At 50.5% G+C, this 24045-nt stretch carries 12 protein-coding genes and 2 pseudogenes; 10 read left to right on the top strand and 4 right to left on the bottom strand.

Translation table 11 applies throughout. The annotated features are described in order from the left end of the window. Positions 1–334 precede the first annotated feature (334 nt). A pseudogene (gene topA, locus C2M29_RS11440) lies at positions 335–2985 on the top strand (type I DNA topoisomerase). Between the two features lie 107 nt (positions 2986–3092). Here the strand turns inward: topA and C2M29_RS11435 are convergent. Continuing rightward, the gene (locus C2M29_RS11435; protein WP_105189896.1) at positions 3093–3329 is read right to left on the bottom strand and encodes a hypothetical protein; all 237 of its coding nucleotides are present in this window, start codon (positions 3327–3329) and stop codon (positions 3093–3095) included. A gap of 252 nt (positions 3330–3581) precedes the next feature. After that, complete coding sequence (locus tag C2M29_RS11430) at positions 3582–5198, bottom strand: alpha-glucosidase family protein (protein ID WP_105189895.1); 1617 nt, start codon at positions 5196–5198, stop codon at positions 3582–3584. Positions 5199–5855: 657 nt separating this feature from the next. Between C2M29_RS11430 and C2M29_RS11425 the strand changes: the two genes are divergently transcribed. The 5 genes and pseudogenes from C2M29_RS11425 (at position 5856) to C2M29_RS11405 (ending at position 16104) form a co-directional block, all read left to right on the top strand. Then, positions 5856–8666 carry a TonB-dependent receptor gene (locus C2M29_RS11425; RefSeq protein WP_105189894.1) on the top strand — a complete coding sequence of 937 codons (2811 nt, stop codon included), beginning with the start codon at positions 5856–5858 and terminating at the stop codon, positions 8664–8666. A 62-nt stretch (positions 8667–8728) separates the two neighbouring features. Continuing rightward, positions 8729–10230, top strand: a pseudogene (locus tag C2M29_RS11420) (tryptophan halogenase family protein). Between the two features lie 132 nt (positions 10231–10362). Beyond that, complete coding sequence (locus C2M29_RS11415) at positions 10363–12201, top strand: alpha-amylase family glycosyl hydrolase (RefSeq protein WP_105189893.1); 1839 nt, start codon at positions 10363–10365, stop codon at positions 12199–12201. Further along, positions 12194–13681: an MFS transporter gene (locus C2M29_RS11410; protein ID WP_105189892.1), complete on the top strand. Its 1488-nt coding sequence runs from the start codon at positions 12194–12196 to the stop codon at positions 13679–13681. Before C2M29_RS11415 ends, C2M29_RS11410 begins: the two co-directional genes overlap by 8 nt. A 14-nt stretch (positions 13682–13695) precedes the next feature. Beyond that, a complete protein-coding gene (locus C2M29_RS11405; protein ID WP_233998412.1) occupies positions 13696–16104 on the top strand; it encodes a glucan 1,4-alpha-glucosidase in 2409 nt (802 codons plus the stop codon). Between the two features lie 69 nt (positions 16105–16173). Here the strand turns inward: C2M29_RS11405 and C2M29_RS11400 are convergent, their stop codons facing one another. Continuing rightward, positions 16174–17538: a hypothetical protein gene (locus C2M29_RS11400; RefSeq protein WP_105189891.1), complete on the bottom strand. Its 1365-nt coding sequence runs from the start codon at positions 17536–17538 to the stop codon at positions 16174–16176. A gap of 253 nt (positions 17539–17791) precedes the next feature. Here C2M29_RS11400 and C2M29_RS11395 point away from each other — a divergent pair, with 253 nt between their 5' ends. Continuing rightward, entirely contained in the window at positions 17792–18256 is a 465-nt protein-coding gene (locus C2M29_RS11395; protein ID WP_158684720.1) for a hypothetical protein, read from the top strand. 32 nt (positions 18257–18288) lie between these two features. On the opposite strand, the gene C2M29_RS11390 is transcribed toward C2M29_RS11395, so the two are convergent. Continuing rightward, positions 18289–19314, bottom strand: a complete 1026-nt coding sequence (locus tag C2M29_RS11390; RefSeq protein WP_105189889.1) for a LacI family DNA-binding transcriptional regulator — start codon at positions 19312–19314, stop codon at positions 18289–18291. Positions 19315–19671: 357 nt separating this feature from the next. On the opposite strand from C2M29_RS11390, the gene glk reads away from it, so the two are divergent. From glk to edd, 3 genes are all read left to right on the top strand, one after another. Next, positions 19672–20733 carry a glucokinase gene (glk, locus tag C2M29_RS11385; protein ID WP_105189888.1) on the top strand — a complete coding sequence of 354 codons (1062 nt, stop codon included), beginning with the start codon at positions 19672–19674 and terminating at the stop codon, positions 20731–20733. 18 nt (positions 20734–20751) lie between these two features. After that, complete coding sequence (locus C2M29_RS11380; RefSeq protein ID WP_105189887.1) at positions 20752–21789, top strand: LacI family DNA-binding transcriptional regulator; 1038 nt, start codon at positions 20752–20754, stop codon at positions 21787–21789. Positions 21790–22163: 374 nt separating this feature from the next. After that, a complete protein-coding gene (edd, locus tag C2M29_RS11375) occupies positions 22164–24026 on the top strand; it encodes a phosphogluconate dehydratase (RefSeq protein ID WP_105189886.1) in 1863 nt (620 codons plus the stop codon). The last annotated feature ends 19 nt before the right edge of the window (positions 24027–24045 follow it).

Genomic DNA, 24045 nt, shown 5'->3' with positions numbered 1-24045 from the left:
GCGCGCTAATTAAGCAGGCTGTCAGAAACGTTTTGTTAGGCGGTGAACAGCGAATAAACAGGCCTTTTTTCACCTTTAGTGGTAAATGGAGGGGTCGCGGTTGGCAATTTTGTTTTTATTCCTATATATTTGCCCCGAATTTGCCAAGGGGCGCTATTTTACATAATTCGCCCCTGGTTAAAAGCGCAGCAAGCGCTGGTTAAAAAATCACTGGTTGGATAAAAGTTTAGTGTTAAAGCTTGTAACAATGGGTGATAGTAGATATACCTATATTTATTCGTGCCCAGGACAAGGGCAGTCATTACATACAAGAGATGGGTCAACTTAGGCTATTATGGGCAAATCGCTAGTCATTGTAGAGTCTCCTGCAAAAGCAAAAACAATCAATAAATACCTGGGTAAGGACTACATCGTTAAGTCCAGCGTTGGTCACGTCCGTGACTTGCCGACGTCTGGCTCGGGTAAAGCCAAAGCACCTGCAGGTAAGTCTCCGGCAGAAGTACGAAAAATGGCGCGGAAGAAAAGGCGGCATATAAAAAGAAGCGAGACTACCAAAACCTAGTTGCGCGCATGGGTATCGATCCGGAAAAAGGCTGGCAGCCCCATTATGAAATCCTTCCCGGAAAAGAGAAGGTGGTTCAGGAGCTGAAAAAGCTAGCGCAAGATGCCGATGAAATCTATCTCGCAACCGATTTGGATAGAGAAGGGGAGGCCATTGCTTGGCACCTGGAAGAGATCATCGGTGGCGATAAAGACAAATATAAGCGTGTGGTGTTCAATGAAATCACCAAGAACGCCATTCAACAAGCCTTCTCTGCTCCCGGCGAACTCAACACCGACATGGTCCAAGCGCAGCAAGCGCGTCGTTTCCTTGATCGTGTGGTGGGCTTTATGGTGTCGCCTCTGCTTTGGCAAAAGGTCGCCCGAGGCTTGTCTGCCGGTCGTGTGCAGTCCGTTGCGGTACGCTTGTTAGTTGAGCGTGAGCGTGAAATTAAGGCCTTTATCCCGCAGGAGTTTTGGGATATCCATGCCGATGTGAGTGCCAAAGAAGAAGCGTTGCGCTTGTTGGTTAGCAAACAACAAGGTCAGGCATTCAAACCTGTTAATAAAGAACAGGCTGATGCGGCTACGGCGTTGCTACAAGACGCGCGTTATGTGGTCAGCGAAGTAGAAGAAAAACCGAGCAAAAGCCGTCCAAGTGCGCCCTTTATTACCTCGACCATGCAACAGGCCGCCAGTACGCGCCTGGGTTATGGCGTAAAGAAAACCATGATGCTGGCGCAACGTCTGTACGAAGCCGGTTATATCACCTATATGCGTACCGACTCGACCAATCTGTCGCAAGACGCCATCAACATGTGTCGCGACTATGTTAACGATAACTTCGGTGCCAATTACCTACCGGAAAAAGCGAATATCTACAGCGCCAAAGGCAATGCCCAGGAAGCGCACGAAGCGATTCGTCCTTCCGATGTTAAGGTGCTTTCAGGGCACGTTGAAGGCGTCGATGCCGATGCCAAGAAGCTCTATGAGCTGATCTGGCGTCAGTTTGTGGCTTGTCAGATGGTTCCTGCACAGTACGACTTAACCACCATTCGTGTTGAGGCCGGTGACTTTGAGCTTAAAGCCAAGGGCCGAGTGATGCGCTTTGACGGTTGGACTCGGGTGCAACCTGCTGTACGTAAAAAGAATGAAGAAGAGCAGGCGCTGCCGGCATTGGCAGTGGGTGATGAGCTGTCCTTGGTTGAGCTTGATCCGCAGCAGCACTTTACCAAGCCGCCGGCGCGTTACAGCGAAGCCAGCCTGGTTAAAGAACTTGAAAAGCGTGGCATTGGCCGACCTTCTACCTATGCCGCTATTATCAGCACCATTCAGGACCGCGGCTATGTGCGCGTTGAAAACCGCCGCTTCTTTGCCGAGAAAATGGGTGAGATCGTCACCGATCGTTTAGTGGAGAACTTCACCGAGCTGATGAACTACGACTTTACCGCCAAGATGGAAGAGCGTCTCGATGATATCGCCGAGGGCGAGCGTCAGTGGACTCAGGTGCTGGATAATTTCTACGAGGACTTTAGCAGCCAGCTAAGCATTGCCAGTGGTGATGAAGCCGAAGGCGGCATGCGTCAAAACCAAATGGTGGAAACCGATATCGATTGTCCCACCTGTGGCCGTAAAATGGGTATTCGTACCGCCTCGACCGGCGTGTTCTTAGGCTGTACCGGTTACAACCTGCCGCCGAAAGAGCGTTGTACTACCACCATGAACCTGACTCCAGGTGAGGAAGCGGTTAACGCCGACGAGGTGGAAGACGTAGAAACATCAACCCTGATGCAGATGAAGCGTTGTCCTAAGTGTGAAACCGCCATGGACTCCTACCTGATCGATGAAAACCGTAAACTGCATGTCTGTGGTAATAACCCGGGTTGTAGCGGCTATATCATAGAGCAGGGGCAGTTTAAGCTTAAGGGCTATGATGGCCCCATTATCGAGTGCGATAAATGCGGCAACGATATGGAGCTTAAAAACGGTCGCTTTGGTAAGTATTTTGGTTGTACCAATGAAGAGTGTAAAAACACCCGTAAGCTGTTGAAAAACGGCGAGCCGGCGCCACCGAAAGAAGATCCGGTCCATCTGCCGGAATTACCCTGTGAAAAATCGGACGCCTACTTTGTGTTGCGCGATGGTGCTGCCGGGATATTCCTGGCCGCCTCGACCTTCCCGAAATCACGGGAAACACGAGCGCCTAAGGTGGAAGAGTTGCAGCGCTTCCGCGACCGTATTTCGCCTAAGTTTTATTACCTTGCCGATGCGCCTGCAGAAGACTCGGACGGTAATCCGGCGATTGTGCGCTTTAGCCGTAAAACCAAGTCTCAGTATGTGATGACCGAGGTCGATGGTAAGGCAACGGGCTGGAAGGCAACCTACGAGCATGGCAAGTGGGTGGTTGAAGAAAAGAAAAAAGCCGCTGCTAAAAAAGCCAAATAAGATTTAAGCATATAAAAAAGCCGCCCAACTAAGTTGAGGCGGCTTTTTATTTTCCCCTAGGCTTATAGCAAGCGTTTGAAAGCACTTGCTATGAATAAGCTAAGTGGTTATTTGATATCCACTTTCTCTACCGTTTGGTAGCCGGCAGAGGTCAACTCATCGTTGACGCAGTCCAAAACGTACTGATACAAGCCTTGCTCGTCGATGTCATCTTCCTTGGCCCAGTCTAGGCACATCTGCGTGTACTCCTTGATCGTCTCCGCGGGGGCGACTGGTAAATCATCACTGGCGTAAGCATTGCTTAAGCTAATAGCAAATAACACACTTAAAAGTTGGCATTTCATATTCTTATCCTCTAGGAATTAATATAGTTGCCATGGCTGCTGGGTCGGCATGGCCATTCAACATGGCTGTATTTTTAGCCCAGTGTTGGTACTTAGAGAAGTGAGTTATTTTTATCGTCAGGATAAATTAAATCGCCATAACTGCGGTTGCCGTGAGAAAGACAAAAAAAGAGCACCGCATGGTGCTCTTTCATGATGAACGCTTGTAACTGTGAATTTCGTAAGCGTATTTAAAACTTGCTTTAAGCGAGCTTAATGCGCGGCAAACCAGCAGCCGAAGCCGGGCAGGGTAAGGGTGCTTCCCTCAAGGCTGCCAGTGTGATGGCTTAACTCGCTAAACTCTTTTACCGGTTGCGTCTCTAAATTGATCTGTGCGCTGTGTGCTGCCAGGTTGAAGTAACACAGCAGAGTTTCACCCTGATGCGCTCGTTGAAACGCTAAAATCGGCTCATTGCTGTCAATAAAGGTGATATCACCTTCAAGCAGCACGCTTTTGGTACGGCGCCAGTGCATAAACTCTTGGTATGCATTTAACATGGAGTCTTGATCTTGCTGCTGCGTGGCCACATTGCTTGCCAGATGCGCAGGACTCAACGGCAACCAGGGTTTGGCGCTACTAAAGCCGCCTTGCTCACCGTCCTGCCAAGGCATCGGCGTACGGCAACCATCACGGCCCTTAAAGTTCGGCCAGAAGGTGATGCCGTAAGGGTCTTGCAGGTCCTCAAACGCCACACTGGCTTCACCCAGCCCCAACTCCTCACCTTGATACATGCACACACTACCGCGCAGGGACGCGAGCATTGCCGTGAGCATTTTCACCTGCTGCGGCTGCACTTCGCCGGTTGCTGACCAACGGCTGGCGACCCGCTCCACATCGTGGTTACTAAAGGCCCAACAAGGCCAGCCTTCAAGCATACGTGCCTCTAAAGTCTCTACCGTAGTGCGTATGTATTCGCTGCTGTAGTCATTGGTTAGTAGCTCAAAGCTGTAACCCATATGCAACTTGTCGCCACCGGCGGTGTATTCGGCCATGGTCGCTAACGAGTCTTCCGAAGAGATCTCGCCCAGCGCTACTGTACCCGGGTATTTATCCAGCAGGGCACGGATGTCGCGCATAAACTCAAGGTTTTCTGGCTGAGTGTTGTTGTAATAGTGATACTGGAAGGCATAAGGGTTGTCTTCGCTAAAGCCGCGACCCTGACGCTTTTCCTTCGGCTTAGCCGGGTTATCCCTTAGTTGGGCATCATGATAACAGAAATTAATGGCATCCAAACGGAAGCCGTCTACACCCTTTTTCAGCCAAAACTCGACATTATCCAGTACCGCCTTACGTACGTCCGGATTATGGAAGTTAAGATCCGGCTGCTCGGTTAAGAAGTTATGCAGGTAATACTGGCCGCGACGGGGCTCCCATTGCCAAGCCGGACCACCGAAAATTGATAACCAGTTGTTCGGTTGGGTGCCATCTTCTTTGGCGTCGGCCCACACATACCAATCCGCTAAGTCACTGTCTTTGCTTTCGCGGCTTTCTATAAACCAAGGATGTTGGTCCGAGGTATGACTGAGCACCTGATCGATAATAATCTTGATATCACGTTTATGAGCTTCTTCTATCAGCTCATCGAAGTCGGCAAGGTTGCCAAACAGTGGGTCGATATCGCGATAGTCGCTAATATCGTAACCAAAGTCTTTCATGGGCGACTTAAAAAAAGGCGAGATCCACACGGCATCCACGCCTAAGTCATTAATATAATCTAAGCGGTTGATAATACCGCGAAGATCGCCAATTCCATCGCCATTGGTGTCTTGAAAGCTACGGGGGTAAATTTGGTAAATAACCGCACCTTTCCACCACTGTGGGTTTGCCATATCGCACTCCAGATGAAAACCTAATTAGTCAAACTGGGAAAAGAATACGGCAAGCCGCAAAGGCTTGTAAAAGAACTGCATACGTATGCATGCTGGATACGTATGCATAGAGTAAGGGAGCGGGCTTCTCTTGAACTCCACCGGGGGCAGGTCATCAACCCAAAGACAAGCTTACCAATGTCAGTCGTGCGCGACTTAGTTGCTGTTTGGACAACAATCAAGATGCACTGGGTTAGGGCGTTACGGCTGGGTTTTGCACCACCATGGTGTTATTATATTTTGGTCTGACCAATTAACACCGTGTTTAATGCGCAAATTATCGTTTGTCCGGGGGCTGACCTGGACGGCGATAGAGGCTCTACTTTTGTTAACATTTACTCCATTTAGTCAGTCGAATGGCTATCACTTAACACTTTTATACATGCGGTTCCGCTGTACACTGCGTCAACTGGCGCCGTGCCTATATCGGTGTTATTTTTCGTGTAATCCAAATGTTAACAAAGTCCCTGTTATAGCCTCTGAATACGTATGCATAAATTTGTTATTAATTTAGCACGGGAGTTAGTATTTTTTGCGACAACAACATGAGCCAACTTGGTGCAGCGCTAACTACCACCTCGTTCGGCCACAAATTATGGTTAATTGGGGTAAAACAGTATGTCTATGTTCAAACCAAGTATGCTAACTCTTGCGTTGATCAGCGCCGGGGTTGCCAGTAGCAATGTTGCCTTGGCACAAGAAAATGATGCGGCAAGCGCTGAAGAACAACAAAAGGTTGAAGTGATCGAAGTGCGCGGCTTTCGTCGCAGCGTCGCTGAGTCAATCAACACCAAGCGTTTCGCCAGTGAAGTAGTAGAGTCTATTTCTGCCGAAGACATTGGTAAGCTACCGGATTCATCGATTGCCGAGTCAATCGCGCGCCTACCCGGCCTGACGGCGCAGCGCCTTGACGGTCGTGCATCGCGCGTGAGCGTACGTGGTTTTAGCGAAAACGAAAGCGCCACTACTTTTAATGGTCGTGAGCAGGTATCTATCAGCGATAACCGCGGTGTTGAATTTGACCTGTATCCGTCTGAGATTATGAGCGGTGTAACCGTATATAAAACACCGAGTGCCTCGATTGAAGCCGAAGGCATTGCCGGTGTAATCGACATGCAGACCGTGCGTCCTTTAAGTAAAGGTGAGCAGGTTATCCAGTTTAACGGTCAGTACGAGCAAACCAGCTTCGATAAACTAAACCCGGACGGCGACGATAAAGGTTTCCGTGGCACCCTTTCTTATATTGATCAATTTGCCGATGACACCTTCGGCGTGGCCTTTGCCTACACCACTATGAGCTCACCTAACCAGGAGAAGCGTTGGAACTCGTGGGGCTATCCGGACCTTGAAGCCCCAGATGGCAACACCTATTCGGTACTAGGCGGCGCCAAACCCTTCGTGCGCTCCTCTACCTTAGAGCGTGACTCGGCCATGTTGGTACTTGAATATGCACCGACCAGCGAACTAAATATGACGTTCGATGCCCTTTACGTTGATTTTTCGGATGAGAAAATCTTGCGCGGCATTGAGGTACCTTTTGCCTGGGGTCAAGGCTCAATCGATCCAGACAGTGTTGAAGTCGATGCGCAATCGGGTTTTATCACCAGCGCCATCACCGAAGGTCAGCGCGTCGTCGTCCGTAACGACTTTGAAGAGCGTAACGCCGAGCTGACTCAGTTTGGCTTTAATGTTGAATACCTCATCAGCGACGAATGGTCGGTCGAGTTTGACGCCAGCCGTTCTGAAGTAGAGCGTCAGGTATGGAGTATCGAAAGCTACTCGGGTACCGGCCGCGGAGACAATAATGGCGTAGCCGATGATCTGGGTTACACCTTTAACGGCGGTAATACGGGTGCGCAATTTACCCATGGCCTCGATTACAGCGACTTTAACCTGATCCAATTGGGCGGCCCATTGACTTGGGGTTACAGCCAACCACTCAATGAGAAATACGGCCTTATCGGTTCACCATACGAAAATGCCGCTCAGGATGGCTTTATTAACGCTCCTGAGATTGAAGACGAGTTAAGCACTTTAAAGCTTGCTGCCAGCAAACTGTTAGACAATGCCTACTTCAACAAGGTGAGCTTTGGTATTTCTTACCGGGACCGCGAAAAGAGCAAGCTATCTGAAGGCTACTTTATGACGCTTTCAAGCTTCTCATTGGATAACCCGGGTATGATGATGGTGCCTGAGCAGTACCGTGTGGGTTCGGCTAGCCTCGACTTTATTGGTATGGGCGACATGATTGCCTATGATACCCGTGCCCTGATTGACGATGGTTACTACGATCTGTTGCAAGAAAGCTTGAACGACTCTAAGCACAAGACGCGTTCTTGGACCGTACAGGAAGAAGTGACAGCGATGTTTGTGCAGGCCGATATCAACGCCGAGCTAGGTGACATGCCGGTAACCGGTAATATTGGCGCTCGCTATGTTAAAACCGAGCAATCATCACAGGGCTTTGAAGCCGCAACGGTTGATGGCCAGGTGGTGGCAACGCCAATCGATGTAAGCCATGATTACTCACACTTCCTACCAAGCGTGAACCTTAATGTGGCGATCACCGATGACCAAACGATCCGTTTTGGTGCGGCCAAGACCATTTCTCGTGCCCGTTTGGATGAGATGAACTCATCGGTAGCGATCAGCTACAACGCCACGGACAAGCCAGATGAGAATGGTAACTTCTGGTCTGTTTCAGGCGGTAACACTAAGCTTGAGCCGAAAGAGGCGGTGGGTTTTGATCTGAGTTATGAAAACTACTTTAGCGACGAGGGTTACTTCTCAGCGGCTATTTTCTACAAGGATCTGAAAGAGTGGACATTCGACGAGACATACTTTGTCGACATGGGTGACAGACCTGATCCGGCCACCGGTATCGTTCCTCCGGCAGACAGACAAACCGCTTCACGCAGCAGTAAGATCAACGGCGGCGGCGGTGATCTGTGGGGTTATGAGCTATCTGTAGCACTGCCATTTAACCTGTTCGCCGATGAGCTTGAAGGCTTTGGTTTGCTTGCCAGTCACACCGGGGTTGAGCAGGATATCGAAGACCAAAATGGTAACGAATATGAACTGCCGGGACTTTCTGATAGCATTCAAAGCCTGACCCTATATTATGACCGTTATGGTTTCAGTGCCCGTACCAGCATGCGTAAGCGTAGCGACTTTAAAGGCGATGTGTACGGACCGGGTTTTGCAACTAACCAGGTTGCTATTCAAGGTGAGACCATTTGGGATGCGCAAATCGGGTATGACTTTGGTGAGTCGGGTATTGCCGGCCTAGAAGGATTAGAGATGACCTTCCAGGTGCAGAACATCACCGAAGAGCCATTTGTGTCTCTACAAGGTGATAACTCACTGCAAGTACGCGACTACCAGGATTATGGTCGTACTTACTTGCTGGGTTTCAGGTATGAGCTATAACTCTTAAATGAAGTTTAAAAAAGCCCTTGAATTTTCAAGGGCTTTTTCACAGGAGTAGAAATATGGCGGAAGTAAAAAAGGTGCTGATCCTTGGCGGCGGTACCGCCGGTTGGCTAAGCGCGGCCTTGTTGGCGAAATTGATGGGGTCGCGTGTTGATATCACCCTGGTGGAGTCGACGCACATTGGCACCATCGGGGTAGGCGAGGCGACCATACCGCCCATAGTCGCTTTTAATCAGGCCCTTGGTATCGATGAGCAAACCCTTTTGGCGCGCACCAGTGCCACCATTAAACTGGGTATCCAGTTGAGAACTGGGGTCAAGTAGGCGACAGCTATATGCACGCCTTCGGCTCGCTCGGTAAGGCCTTTCCATTTTGTGACTTCCACCATATTTTTCATGCTGCCAAAGAACAGGGCCACAGTGGCTCGCTTTGGGATTACTCGTTAAATTACCAAGCCGCCCAAGCGGAGCGTTTTACGCCTATGGCGCACATTCCGGGCACGCAATTGCCTGGCACTCAACACGCTTATCATTTCGATGCCTCACTGTATGCTCAACTGCTTCGCGAGCGTGCCGAAGCCTTAGGAGTGACACGTATCGATGCCAAGGTGACCTATGTTAGCCAGCATCAAAATGGCGATATTCGCGCTCTGACATTGGATAACGGCACAGAGGTGGAAGCCGACCTCTTTATCGACTGCAGTGGTCTGCGCGCCTTGCTTATTGAACAAACTCTGGGCGTGGGTTTTGAGGATTGGAGTCATTGGCTGCCGTGCGATCGTGCTATTGCCGTGCAAAGCGAATTACCCGATGGGCACAGCCCTAAGCCTTATACCCGGGCTATTGCTCGAGAGTATGGCTGGCAATGGCAAATTCCGCTGCAACATCGCATGGGCAATGGATTGGTTTATTGCTCGCGCTACATGGATGAAGCGCAGGCGATGGCGCAACTGAATGAGCATCTGCCGGGTAAGGCCATCACCGAGCCCAGAGTCATAAAATTTCGCACCGGTCAGCGACGCAAACAATGGCAAAACAATGTGGTGGCCATCGGTCTAAGCAGTGGCTTTTTGGAGCCTCTGGAGTCCACCAGTATCCATCTTATTCAAACCGCCATTATTCGCTTGATTAAGCATTTCCCTCATCAGCAAATAAGCACTGCGGCGCGGGACTCGTATAATCAGCAATTTAGCACCGAAATGGCGCAAATTCGCGACTTTATTATCCTCCACTACGCCTTGAATCAGCGCCAGGACAGTGCATTTTGGCGTCATTGCCAAAGCATGGAGTTACCTGAGTCGTTAACTCAAAAGCTGGCCTTGTTTGCGCAAACGGGCACGGTATTTCGCCACCAGGACGAGTTATTCTCCGAAGTGGCCTGGCAGCAGGTGTTGCTAGGGCAAAACTGCTTGCCGCAGCAGCATCATCCCTTGGCCGAGCAGTTCAGTGCCGAGCAGCGCAGCGAATTACTTGCCAGTTTATGCACCCTGATAGAGCGCACCGTAGCGCAAATGCCGAGCCATCAGGAATATATTGATACCCTGGTAGCGAGCGCCAAATAAAGGTGCTGATCCGCGCCTGAACGGGCGGATAATATGGCTTTGGTATGGCTTGAATACGTATGCACGCCATACCCAAGTGGGTCCAGAGCACGTAATATTTTTGTCATAACAATAGATAAACAAAGTAAGCGAATGATAAATAGCAAGTTGAAAACGCCGTTATTGGCATTGTCGCTGAGCGCGGCGCTGGTCGCTTGTGGCCAGGAGCCGCAGCAGCAGAGCTCAGACGCCGATAGCAGCATAGAGCAGGGTCAGCAGCAGGTGCAAAAGCCCGTGGTTTACCAGGTTTTTACCCGCTTATTTGGTAACACCAACACCACCAACGAGCCATGGGGCACCCTGGAGCAAAACGGTGTCGGTAAATTTGCAGATTTCAACGATGCGGCCCTTGAAGGCATTAAAGAGCTGGGTGTCACTCATATCTGGTATACCGGTGTTTTGCATCACGCCATGGTGACCGATTACAGCGACTTTGGCCTGCCCGGCGATGATCCGGATGTGGTCAAAGGCCGTGCCGGATCTCCTTACGCTATTAAAGATTACTACAACGTAAACCCCGACCTGGCTGCTAAGCCCGCCGACCGCTTACGTGAATTTGAGGACCTGATCGCACGCACCCATAAGCATGGCATGAAGGTGATCATCGACATAGTGCCCAATCATGTGGCCCGCGATTACCACTCTGTCAGTAAACCTCAGGGCGTTGAAGACTTTGGTGCCAAAGACGATACCAGCGTTGCTTATAAGCGCGACAATAATTTCTATTATGTGGTGGGTGAGGACTTTACTGTTCCCCAAGACACCAATTACCAGGTGCTGGGCGGCCAAAGCCACCCGTTAGCGGATGGTAAATTTGCCGAAAGTCCGGCGAAGTGGACCGGCAACGGCGCGCGCAAGGCACAGCCGGATATTAACGACTGGTATGAGACGGTGAAGATCAACTACGGTGTTAAGCCCGATGGCAGCTATGACTTCCCCCGTTTGCCGGATAACTACGCCGAGCTGGATCACCGTGCCCATTATGCCTTTTGGCAGGAGCAGGAGCTGCCCGATAGCTGGTATAAGTTCCGCGATATCACCCAATACTGGCTCGAAAAGGGCGTAGATGGCTTCCGCTACGATATGGCGGAAATGGTGCCGGTGGAATTTTGGAGCTTTTTAAACTCCTCCATCAAGATGAGCAACCCGGATGCCTTTTTGCTGGCCGAGGTTTATAACCCCGAGCTATACCGCCCTTATATTCATTTAGGCAAGATGGATTACCTGTACGACAAGGTCGGTTTCTACGACAGCCTTAAGGCCATTATTCAAGATAAAGCAGAGGCCAGCGAGCTGCTGACAACGCACCAAGAGGTGGCAGATATTGAACAACATATGCTGCACTTTTTGGAAAACCACGATGAGCAGCGCCTGGCGAGCCCGGACTTCGCCGGCGATATGAACTGGGGCAAGCCGGCGATGACGGTCTCAACCCTGATTGGGCGCTCACCGAGCATGCTGTATTTCGGCCAAACCGTGGGCGAAGACGGCTCTGAAGAGCCGGGATTCGGCGACCCAACACGCACCAGTATTTTCGATTATATCGGCGTACCCGCCCACCAAGCCTGGATGAACGGCGGTAAGTTCGACGGCGGCGCGCTTAACGATAAGCAGCGTGCGCTGCGTCAGTTTTATGTTGATTTGATGGCGCTTAATTCTCTTCCTGCGATTGTCGCCGGTGAGCTGATCCCAGTGCCAAATTCGGCGCCCGATTCAGTGATCAGTTTTGAGCGCAGGCTAGGCGAGCAGCGTATTGTCGTGGTTGCTAACTTTGGCAAGCATCCGGTGTTTGTAGATATTGAGCCGGAGCAAGCCGTGGTCGGGACAACCCTCCTGGGCACACGTCCTCTGTATTTAGAAAAGCAAATTCCAATCAAGTTGCCATATCAGGGCGTTACCGTATTGCAGCTGGGGGTCCAAGTAGATGAATAATGAAAGACCGAGCCTGAGTTTTTGGCAAATTTGGAACATGTGTTTGGGCTTTATGGGTATCCAGTTTGGTTTTGCCTTGCAAAATGCCAATGTCAGCCGTATTTTCCAAACCCTGGGCGCCGACATCGATGATATTCCCATTCTTTGGGTCGCAGCGCCTTTAACCGGCTTGATCGTACAGCCGATCATCGGCTATATGAGCGATAAGACCTGGGGCCGTTTAGGCCGTCGCCGTCCTTACTTTTTTTACGGCGCCATCGTCACCACGGCAGCATTGTTGGTGATGCCAAACTCGCCGACCTTGTGGGTGGCCGCCGGCATGCTATGGATTATGGACGCTTCCATTAACGTTACCATGGAGCCGTTTCGTGCCCTGGTAGGCGATAACTTGCCGAATAAACAGCGCGCCCTGGGTTATTCGCTGCAAAGCTTCTTTATTGGCGTCGGTGCCGTGGTAGCTTCAAGCTTGCCCTGGATCTTGAGTAACTGGTTCGATGTCAGCAATACAGCCGCCGCCGGGGTGATCCCAGAGTCGGTGCAATATGCCTTTTATATCGGAGGTGCCTTTTTATTGGTGTGCGTGATGTGGACCGTGTTTACCACCAAGGAATACAGTCCAGAGCAGTTGGCGGCGTTTGAAAAGAGCGAAGCTCACGTTGAGGTTGAAACACAAAAACAGGTGATTAACTTTGGTCGCACCATGAGCATCAGCGGTGTGATTGGCGCGGCAATTGTCGCTTTGGTTACCCTGATGGGCTTGGAAAAAGAGCTGTACCTGCTGGGTGCAGGGCTATTGGCCTTTGCCTTGCTCCAAGGCATTGCCCTTTGGCAACAAACCAAGCAATACACAGAAAACGGCTTTTTTGCCGTGGTGTACGATGTTTTCACCATGCCGACGGCGATGCGCCAATTGGCCTGGGTGCAGTTTTTCAGCTGGTTTTCACTCTTTGCCATGTGGATTTATACCACGGCAGCGGTAACCAGTTACCACTACGACACCTTGGATGTGACGTCCAAGGCTTATAACGACGGTGCGGACTGGGTGGGTGTGCTGTTTGCCGCCTACAATGGTTTTGCCGCCCTGGCTGCGCTTATTATTCCTATCATGGTTAAGCGAATGGGGATTCGTTTGACCCATGCGCTGAATCTTATCTTAGGCGCGGCGGCGCTAATTAGCTTTATGTTTATTGAAGATCCCAGCTGGCTCATGTTACCCATGGTAGGCATAGGTTTTGCGTGGGCGTCGATTCTCTCTTTACCTTACGCCATGCTATCGACCACCTTGCCGAGTGCAAAAATGGGGGTCTACATGGGTATTTTTAACTTCTTTATCGTTATTCCACAGTTGCTCGCGGCCAGCATCCTGGGCCTTATCCTCAAGCATGGGTTCGCCAACCAGCCTATTTATGCCTTAGTGATTGGCGGCATTTCCTTTGTCCTGGGTGCCATCGCGGTTAGTCGAGTCAAATTAGTAAAATAATAAGGGGACACTCAGTGAAAGTTTTAAACTCAATTATGGCGGCCATGCTGGTCGCAGGGCTGACGGGCTGTAACAGCGCCGAGCAACAAACAACTGCGGTTGTGGCTTCCTCCGAGACTGCACCGGGCGCCCCCGGCGATACGCCTTATTGGGCCTATTCGGGTAAAACCGGCATAGGCACCTCGTTTGAGGCCTATCATAACGGCCAATACAGCGATCAGGCTGTGACCGGCCCCGTGTCTAAGGTGTGGTTCTCCCTGGCCAAGGGCATGATCACCGAAACCATGTTTGGCCTTATTCATCAGGCGCAAATTCGCGATATGCAGTTTATTGTCACCGGTGCAGACTTTGTGGTCAGCGAACAAGATGGCTTAAAAAACACTGTGGAATATCTTGATACCGATGAGCAGGGCCGTCCACGCTCCTTGGCGTATCGGGTGATCAGCGCAGACGAGCAGGGACGTTTTCGTATTATCAAGGATATTTTTACCGATCCGGATGCCCAGTCGCTGATGGTGCGGGCGCGCTTTGAAGCCAACCAGCCCGGCCTAACGGCGCATGTGCAGGTGAATCCCTATGTAAACAATGATGGCTTAAACGACAGCGCCAAGGTTGCTGGCGGTGCTCTGCTTGCCTATAGCGAAGGCAAACATTTCCTAAGCCTGCAAAGCAAACAAGGTCTGAGCGATGCTTCGGTAGGCTTTTTTGGTCAAAGTGATCGCCTAACCCAGCTAAATAAGGAAAATACCTTTTCGCGTTACACCAGCACCGGTGAGCAAACCGGTAATGTCACCCTGAGTGCAACCCTGGGGAAGATCAACAAGATCAGCGAGTTTGATCTGGTATTGAGCTATGGTAATACGGAACAAAGTGCTATTGATGAGGGACAGAAAACCCTAAAGCGCGGCTATGATACGGTGCTTGCCCATTACAATGGCGAAGGCGACTTTATTGGCTGGCAGGACTATTTGCAAAGCCTGTCTGTAACGGATTTATATGCTGCGACCAAAGACGGCGGCAAGCTGCTTAACACCAGTGCCCTGGTACTCAAAGCGCAGGAAGATAAGACGCACGCCGGTGCACTGATTGCGTCATTGTCCAACCCCTGGGGCGATACGGTGAAAGCGGAGCAGGGCCACACAGGTTATAAGGCGGTGTGGGTGCGTGATTTCTATCAGGTTGCCATGGCGTTTTTGGCCATGGGCGATAGCGATACCGCCAAGGCTGCATTCAACTACTTGCCTAAGGTTCAGGTGCGTGAGAACACGCCCGGCAATCAGGGCGACAGTGGTTGGTTCTTACAAAAGACCCATGTTGATGGTGAGTTGGAATGGGTGGGTGTCCAGCTGGATCAAACCGCCATGCCCATTATGCTGGCGTGGAAACTTTACCAGGGTGAGGTACTCACCAAGGAAGAGTTGAGCACCTGGTATACCCAGATGCTTAAACCCGCCGCCGATTTCCTTGTCGACGGTGGTTTGGCCAAAATTCTTTGGAATGATACCCAGATCACTCCTCCGCTGACGCAGCAGGAGCGCTGGGAAGAGCAGGCCGGTTATTCGCCTTCGACCACGGCGGCGGTGATTGCCGGTCTTATCAGTGCCGCGGAAATCGCCAAGCTCAGCGGCGATGATAAAAACGCTACCCGTTACCTGGCGACGGCCAAACAATATAACCAGGATGTTGAAGCCCTGATGTTTACGACTAAAGGGACACTTGAAGGCGACGGCGTCGATGGCCGTTATTTTGTCCGTATTGCCCAGGACCTGGATGCCAACGCCGACACTAAACTGGCCGCCAACAATGGCCGTCAGGGAATGGATAAAAAGCAAATCCTCGATGGTGGTTTCCTGGAGCTGGTGCGTTATGGCGTACGCGCCGCAAGCAGTGACTCGGTACTCGAATCTCTGCCAGAGTACGATGATCAATCCTTGGCGGAAAACCTGCGCGTTAAATACACCTTTACCGACGCTCAGGGCGAGGCCTTTCCGGGCTGGCGCCGTTACGGTAACGATGGCTATGGTGAGGATGAAAAACGCGGAACCAACTACGCCGAGGGCGGAGTAAACACCGACGGTCAGCGCGGTCGCGTGTGGCCTTTCTTTACCGGCGAGCGCGGTCATTATGAAATTGCCGCGGCAAAATCGCTAACAGGTGAGGCGGCAGCGCAGAAGTACGCCGATATCCAACACACATACGTGCGTGGCATGGAAGGTTTTGCCAATAAGGGCATGATGCTACCCGAGCAAGTGTGGGATGGTGTGGGCGTCAACCCGTTTGGCTATGAACTAGGGCAGGGCACTAACTCGGCTACACCACTGGCCTGGACCCATGCAGAATATGTGAAACTGCTGCGCTCGCTAAGCGATAAACGGGTGTGGGATCACTATCCGCTGGTGGAGCAGAAACTTAAGCAAGATTAATAGGGCTGCGCCCAATTAGGCTAAAAAAAGCCGCCTATATTTATAGGCGGCTTTTTAGTGTGGAGTCGTTTAAAACTGTGTCGGTATTAGGTTAGACAAGGCTGATTGTGAGTAATTAAGATCATTTACTGTCAGTTGAACTGTCTTTGTTTTAGCTCGCGCATATTCAGGGTCATTAAAGGTACTGAGTTGTCTAGTCGGACGTCGCCTCATATAATCTTCGTAGCCGGCTATGCCACCCCAATCTCGAGCAGTTACGGACAAACTTAGTGAATTCACTTTAGACTCAAGTGCTGACTCATCTATAAACTCAGCAAGGTTTAAATTTTCGATATTTACACTTGTGCCGCTTGGAGGCGCAAAAATACTCCACGCAAGAAGTGGACGATTATTGTAAGAAGCTTCCATGCCAATGAAAATGAAAGCGTAGTCTACTCCGCTTTCGGCTATATCATAATCTTGACCGTCAAGCGTCAGTACAGAGGCCAGGTCATCTACACTCAGAGCTATGGGTGGTAAATCAAATGTTTGATTTACTTCTTTTGTTCTGACAGTTGATGAGGTGAATATGTATCCATCACCGGTTGGATTGTCTAAATTCTCATATTCGTAAGCAGTAATGCTGTGATTTTCGATGCTCTCATGGGTGAAAGCGTAGACATCGTTTGAGCCGTTAAATGCATAATTGTACAAGTGGTTTCCGTTATCCACGATAGCAGAGACTTGTTTGTAGGACATATAAGAATTGATGACAACAGGGGTGCCGATAAGCTCCGCTGCAACCTCTGTTGTGCCACCGTCATTGAGGTCGGCGAATAAAGCGCCATACGCTTGCTCAGGCGAGCTAAACTGGTTAACCACAGAAAGCTGCGGCCATTGCTCGGAACCACTTTGTTTACACTGAGTAACTGCTTGATACGTGACTGAACCAGTCCCTTTCTGGTAGGTGTCGAACATTGCACCACGCAACATGCTTCTTTCTACATAGCTGTTAACGCGTGCGGGGACGTCTACTTGTACATTGCTTGTCCTACATTCACATGCGCTGGAATCACCCGTTTGGAAAGCGTTTTTTCCTAGATCAATCACAGGGTGGTCAACAAAGGTGAGCAAATCTACGGGCGTAATACCATCGATTTTCTCTTGTACTAGCCTGACTAAAGAAAATGTTTCAGAGCCATTCGTGGTTGGGTAGCTAATGACGCCATTATCATCGGCATAAACCGTGGCTTTATTGGAATAATCGGCATTATGTATGATCAGGGCTGCATCCCTGTCCGGGGTTTCGTTGCCACAGGCGTCCCTGTACACAGCGGTAATGGTTAACGTTTTACCGCTGGGCTCAGGAGTTTTTGTTGAGCTAGAATCGCCTGAGCCACCACAACCGGCTAACACGGCAATGCTTAATGCACTTAGGATAAAGCTGCGATACATCGGACAAGTTCCTTCTTTTTTTGTTATTGACTAAGAGGGTCATTTTCATAATAGCCCTAGATTTATTATTGTAAATAAAACAGGTAGTTAATTAACATGTGTATCAAAGTGTGCGTTATAATCCTGCTAGTATTCTTCGTTGTTTACTCTTTAGCTCTTAAGTTGCGGTCTTTAAACTAGGCGTAATGAATTTACCTGGTGTAAGCTGGCGTAGATATAAACGAGAGAAACCAGGTTTACTCGAGGTAATGGTGTGGAAATAAGAAATGGGACCTACACCCTGTATAATAATACCCATATGCTGGTCAGGGAGTGTTATGGGCATGGCATATCAGACCCTGAAATAGACAAGATGAGAGAAATCTCCTATGCAAAAAAGTTAGGTTATATCAGAGGGTTTACACTGGATGAGAAGGAAGACCGCTATTGTAAAAGTATCAAAATTGCAGATATGAGCAATGCTTATGAAGTAGAAACAAGAGGGCGTTACAAGGGGCACGAGTTTATCATTTGCGGATATCGTTCTCTTTCCAAAGCATTTGGTTTAATAACCCATGATGAACAGCTTGCATCGAGACTAGGATTTATAAGCCTATCAGATGGCTTTATATTAGAGGTCGATGCCGCCGATGTGGATGAGGTATGGGAGATAAGAGGCAAAAGTAAACTCGGTTTACCCTTGCCGCAAGGGCTAAAAGCAAAGGTTATTATCCTTTAACTATGCGTTTCTTTTAGACAAAACCGCATAACCTACTTGCTTGACTGCCTGACGATTAATTGCGGCGGCAGCACGCTGCTGGCAACATCTACCTCTTGATCGGCAATCAGGTTAAGTAAATTAGCCACCAACATTTGTCCTGCCAAGGTGGTGTTTTGCTGAATTGTAGACAGTGGCGGGGTGCAAAAACGAGCCACCGCCAGGTCGTCAAAACCGACCACAGAAACATCGTGAGGCACCCTGAGCCCCGCCTCTTGCAGCGCGCGAATGGCACCAATGGCAATTAAATCGCTGGCGCCGAACAGGGCGGTGAATTTAATGTTATTGGCCAGCAAAGACTTGGTTGCCTGATAGCCGGATTCCTCGGTGGAAATGGCGGTGGCAATTTTGCGCTCACTCACATGCACGCCATGGGCTTTTAGGCGCTCGGCAAAGCCATTAAAGCGGGCGCTGAATTCCGGGCTATGATGCGACGTATCGCCAATAAAGGCGCAGTCGGTCCGCCCTAATTCAATAAAGTGTTCGGCCACCAGAGTGCCACCGCGACTGTTATCGCAACTCACGGTTAATTCCGGACGCCCTTCAACATTGGCACCCCAGCAGACAAATTTGGTGTTGCTCTCAAGCAGGCGGTCAAACTTGCTTTGATAATCAATATAGTCGCCATAGCCGAGCAGGATAATGCCATCGGCGCGGTGACTTTCGGCATAATCGGCGTGCCAATCGTTGCTACTGGATTGAAATGAAACCAATAGATCATATCCGGCCTTGGCGCAGGCGCGAGTAATGGAGCCGAGCATGGACAAGAAGAAGGGATTGATTTGCGACTCGTCTGACGTCGGGTCTTCGAACAGCAGCACGGCCAAGGTCGAGCTTTGTTGCGCCCTTAGGTTGCTAGCGTTTTTGTCGACCTTGTAGTTGAGCTTACGCGCCACCTCGACCACCCGGCGGCGGGTTTCTTCATTGACCAGGGGACTGCCGCGCAGTGCCCGAGAGACCGTTGATTGCGATACCCCTGCATAGTGGGCGATATCGAAAGAGGTGGCTTTGCCTTTCATGTACTTCCTCATGGGTTGGTAACCAACCCAGTTAAAACTGATAGTTGTGCGTTCAGCACGCAGCCTACGGATTTAATAGGGGGCGCATTTTGCATTATTTTTCCGGCGAACTGAAAATTTTTATTGATCCTCATCTGACACCGGTGTCATAATGTTGGCGTTTTATCATTTTGTTGTCACAAAACGGTTTGGCTGCCCGCTGCCCGGGCAGCACTTTTTTCAGTAGCGCGAAAAAAGAACTGCTAACATAAACTTAATAAGTTTATACCAAGTAAGTCAATGGTGGGTACAAGCTATGTCACTGGATAACCCCAGACGACCCCAAGACTTGGTATAAATTAAAAAAGAGAAACGACAATGAGCTCATCAGGTCCACAGGCAGGTAGCAAGGTGGCTTTTGCACCTATTTTAGTCGCCGACATTGGCGGCACGAACGCCCGTTTTGCGTTAATTACCGATTATTGCAGTAGCAGTAACGCTTTCGCTATCGATCACCAGCACACCTTTCCAAGCTGCGAATTTAAATCTTTCGAAGATGCGGTCGATGCCTATTTATCTCAGGTTAACGCCATCAGCATTACCCGAGCCTGTCTTGCCGTAGCCGGTCCGGTTAAGGGCGAGGAGGTGACACTCACAAACCTGGGTTGGCAATTTAACGTCAACCAGCTCAAGGCGCGTTTTGGTTTTGCCAATTTACAGGTGATCAATGATTTCGCCGCTTTTGCTTATGCCGCCCCTTACTTGAATGAACGCGATAATATCTGCGTGAAACAGGGCATTGCCCAGGCGCATGCCAATATCGCCGTGTTCGGCCCTGGCACCGGTTTTGGCGCCGCTTGCCTGGTGCGCTCGCAAGGTCAACAGGCAGTCATGAGTTGTGAAGCGGGGCACATCAGTTTGGCTCCGGTCACCGAACTGGATCGTCAGCTGCATAATGTATTGCGTGAAGATCTGCAGCATGTGTCGGTGGAAAATGTTTTTGCCGGCCCGGGTATTGCCCGTTTATACCGAGCCATGGCCAAGGTGCATGGAAAGCAGGTGGAAGATATCGATGCGGCGCAGATAGCGGCATTGGCAGAAAATAAACAATGCATGATTGCCGATCGCACCTTGAACCACTTTTGTGATTGGCTCGGCAGCGTTGCCGGCGATATTGCTTTAAGTTTTGGTGCCCTAGGCGGAGTGTTTATCGGCGGTGGCATTTTACCTCGAATGCAACAGCGCCTGCTAAATAGCAGATTTAATGAACGATTTATTGCTAAAGGGGTGATGTCGCAGTATAACAGTCAAATCCCTGTCACCTTGGTATGCCAAGAACATATCCCCTTTATTGGGGCCGCCGCCTGTATCCATCAGGGTTACCAATCGGTCTCCCAAATGGGGTCCCCGACGGGTTCCCCAACCGGGCAAGGCGATTAAGGAAGATACTAGTCAACGATGAAAAAGATAACTATAAACAGTGTTGCTAGCTATGCTGGTGTATCGAAAAAGACCGTCTCCCGGGTGCTTAATAACGAGCCCAATGTCAGTGACGTAACCCGGGAAAAGGTGCTAAAGGCATTTAAAGAGCTCGACTATACACCGAACCCTATTGCCCGCGGACTGGCCCGTAATCGCAGCTTTATTATTGCCTGCCTGTATGATAACCCGTCCAAGAGTTATATCACCCGCTTACAAAGCGGAGCCTTGGCGGCCTGTCATCAGCATGGTTTCAATTTGTTGATCCACCCTTGTGAACTGCGTGGCCAGGCGTTGCTCGATAATATAGAACAGTTATTGCAAACCTCGCGACTTGACGGTTTGGTGTTAACACCACCGTTTTCCGATCATGGCGAATTAGTGGCATTTTTGCGCCAGAAAAAGGTGCCCTTTGCCCGTGTTGCGTCAGTGAAACTCGATGATGATTCGATTTCGGTGCGCAGCAATGATGAGCAGGGCGCGTTTGAGATAACCGAGCTGCTTATTAAGCTTGGCCATAAAGACATCGCCTTTATCAAGGGTCACCCGGATCACAGTGCCACCGAGCAGCGCTTTAATGGCTATCGCCGAGCCCTGGCTCAACATGGTATCGAGTATCAGGAGCGGCTTGTGGAGGAGGGGAACTTCTCCTATCACTCCGGTGCCGACAGTGCCGAAACCATTTTGCATTTAAACCCCAGACCGACAGCCGTGTTTGCGTCGAACGACTACATGGCGGCGGCGGTGCTCAAGGCGGCCACGCAGATGAACTTAAAGGTGCCCGACGACATTGCCATTGCCGGTTTTGACAATGCCCCGATTGCGCGCCATATCTGGCCGGGGCTGACCACCATAGCCCAGCCGGTAGAAGAAATGACAAGGTTGGCGGTTGAGCATCTTATTGAGCAGATCAATCAGGGTGACAACGGTGATGAGGAGCAGCAAAAAGAGCCACTGCAGATCACCTTGGAAGCCAAACTGATTTGTCGTGAGTCTACCGCAGCGCCGAAATCCTAACGATTTAATCCCAATTGCACGGAAATTAAAAACCAACACCCGGGTCAAACCAGGTGTTGGTTTTTTGTTTTTGGGCCACAGACTGAGTGAGGTCGTGTCTATCTTTACCGGGCTCTTTTTGGCTTAAGTTAAGGCAAACAGTAAAAGTCAAAAACTCGCAACATAGATTTTTTAGACTAAATTTACAAGGAAGGTTGACACCGGTGTCACGGTTGTGAGTTAATGCTCTGACACCGGTGTCAGCTTGGTTGTGAGAGACAAGTTGACAGCGTACCTTTGAACGGGTAATCAAAGCTGCTCAGTACCTCAGTGGGAGGAGTCTGTACTGAAGTGCTGAGCCTTTTATCCACTAACTGGCAAGAAAGAGCAGAACTATGTTGCATCCGCGCATTAAAGAAGTCACCGAACGGGTTATCGAACGCAGTAAAGAAAGCCGTGCCGCCTATTTGGCTCGCATGCAAGCGGCCAAATCACAAACGCGCGTCCGTGCCGGTATCGGATGTGGCAACCTCGCCCACGTGATGGCGGCCTGCAGTAGCGACGATAAGGCCCGCCTCAGCGGCGACGAAAAACCAAATTTAGCCATTATCAACTCCTACAACGACATGTTGTCCGCCCATGTGCCTTACAAAGAATACCCGGAGCTGATCAAGCAGATCGCCACCAAATTTGATGCCACCGCGCAAGTTGCCGGCGGCGTGCCGGCCATGTGTGACGGCGTGACTCAAGGCCGAGACGGCATGGATTTATCGCTGTTTTCTCGAGATGTCATTGCCATGTCAACGGCCATCGCCTTATCACACGATGTATTCGATGGTGTCTTTTGTCTTGGTGTATGCGACAAAATCGTTCCAGGACTGGTCATCGGCGCCTTATCATTTGGCCATTTGCCGGTATTCTTCCTTCCTGCTGGGCCTATGCCTTCGGGAATTCCGAACAAAGAAAAAGCCCGCGTAAGACAAAAATTCGCTCAGGGCCTGGTCAGTCGCGAAGAGCTGTTAAAGGCCGAAAGCGAGTCGTATCACAGCGCCGGCACCTGCACCTTTTATGGCACCGCGAATTCAAATCAGATGTTGATGGAAATCATGGGCCTGCATTTGCCGGGCAGCTCTTTTATCAACCCTTACACCGAGTTACGTGATGGTTTGACCGCGCATGCGGTAGAGACCATGCTTAAACAGTTAGTTAATGGTAAGAATGCGGTGCCCATGGCCGAGGTGATGAGTGAAAAAACCATTATCAATGGTCTGGTTGGCTTGTTGGCCACCGGCGGCTCAACCAACCATGCCATCCACTTGGTGGCCATGGCCAAGGCCGCAGGCGTAGAGCTGACCTGGAAAGACATGGCGGACCTCTCGGAAGTAGTGCCTCTGTTAACTCGCATTTACCCCAACGGCTCGGCCGATGTAAACCACTTCCAGGCCGCCGGCGGCATGGGCTATTTGATGCAGCAACTGCTGGCCAAAGGCCTGTTACACAATGATGTAAAAACCATACTGGGCGAGGGGCTTGAAGCCTATACCACGGAGCCACGTTTGGATAAAGATGTGAATTTAATCGTCTCTGACAGCACTGGCCCAGCCAAGGTCAAATGGGTGCCTTGCGCCGAACAATCCCATGATCAAGACGTATTACGCCCCGCAGAGAACCCATTTAACCGCAGCGGCGGCCTGCAACTATTGACCGGCAATCTCGGCAAGGCGGTGATCAAGGTTTCCGCGGTGCAGGAGCAACATCAGGTGGTAAGCGCGCCGGCCAAGGTATTTTCCGATCAGGGCTCACTGCAAAGTGCCTTTGCCCGTGGTGAATTAAACCAGGATTTTATCGCCGTCATTAAAGAGCAGGGCCCCAAGGCGAAGGGCATGCCGGAGCTGCATAAGCTTACTCCGGTCATGGCCAGCTTGCAGGATCAGGGCTTCAAGGTGGCGATCGTTACCGACGGGCGTATGTCCGGTGCTTCGGGCAAGGTTCCCGCCGCCATTCACTTGGCGCCGGAAGCGGTTGAAGGGGGCATGATAGCCAAGATAAAAGACGGCGATTTATTGACTCTGGATGCACCAAACGGCGTACTGAAAGTGCATGTCAGTGACGAAGAGCTGGCCGCACGGGATATCGAATTGGTGCACAGCGGCGCCACCTTTGGCACCGGCCGCGAGTTGTTTGCCGGATTTAGAAATATTGTCAGCAGCGCTGATTTAGGAGCCAGTGCCTTTGCACCGGCCTACGAACAAGAATAAACGTCACTGGGAATGAGGA

This window comes from Pseudoalteromonas sp. T1lg48, assembly GCF_002964785.1.
Classification (GTDB): Bacteria; Pseudomonadota; Gammaproteobacteria; order Enterobacterales; family Alteromonadaceae; genus Pseudoalteromonas.
This window is presented reverse-complemented; position numbering and strand designations above follow the sequence as displayed.

What these genes read in the sequence shown, in the direction of transcription:
- C2M29_RS11430 (WP_105189895.1), bottom strand. Translation starts at nt 5,198, where the DNA reads ATGGCAAACCCACAGTGGTGGAAAGGTGCGGTTATTTACCAAATTTAC.
- C2M29_RS11380 (WP_105189887.1), top strand. Translation starts at nt 20,752, where the DNA reads ATGAAAAAGATAACTATAAACAGTGTTGCTAGCTATGCTGGTGTATCG.
- edd (WP_105189886.1), top strand. Translation starts at nt 22,164, where the DNA reads ATGTTGCATCCGCGCATTAAAGAAGTCACCGAACGGGTTATCGAACGC.
- C2M29_RS11435 (WP_105189896.1), bottom strand. Translation starts at nt 3,329, where the DNA reads ATGAAATGCCAACTTTTAAGTGTGTTATTTGCTATTAGCTTAAGCAAT.
- C2M29_RS11415 (WP_105189893.1), top strand. Translation starts at nt 10,363, where the DNA reads ATGATAAATAGCAAGTTGAAAACGCCGTTATTGGCATTGTCGCTGAGC.
- C2M29_RS11410 (WP_105189892.1), top strand. Translation starts at nt 12,194, where the DNA reads ATGAATAATGAAAGACCGAGCCTGAGTTTTTGGCAAATTTGGAACATG.
- C2M29_RS11390 (WP_105189889.1), bottom strand. Translation starts at nt 19,314, where the DNA reads ATGAAAGGCAAAGCCACCTCTTTCGATATCGCCCACTATGCAGGGGTA.
- glk (WP_105189888.1), top strand. Translation starts at nt 19,672, where the DNA reads ATGAGCTCATCAGGTCCACAGGCAGGTAGCAAGGTGGCTTTTGCACCT.
- C2M29_RS11425 (WP_105189894.1), top strand. Translation starts at nt 5,856, where the DNA reads ATGTCTATGTTCAAACCAAGTATGCTAACTCTTGCGTTGATCAGCGCC.
- C2M29_RS11400 (WP_105189891.1), bottom strand. Translation starts at nt 17,538, where the DNA reads ATGTATCGCAGCTTTATCCTAAGTGCATTAAGCATTGCCGTGTTAGCC.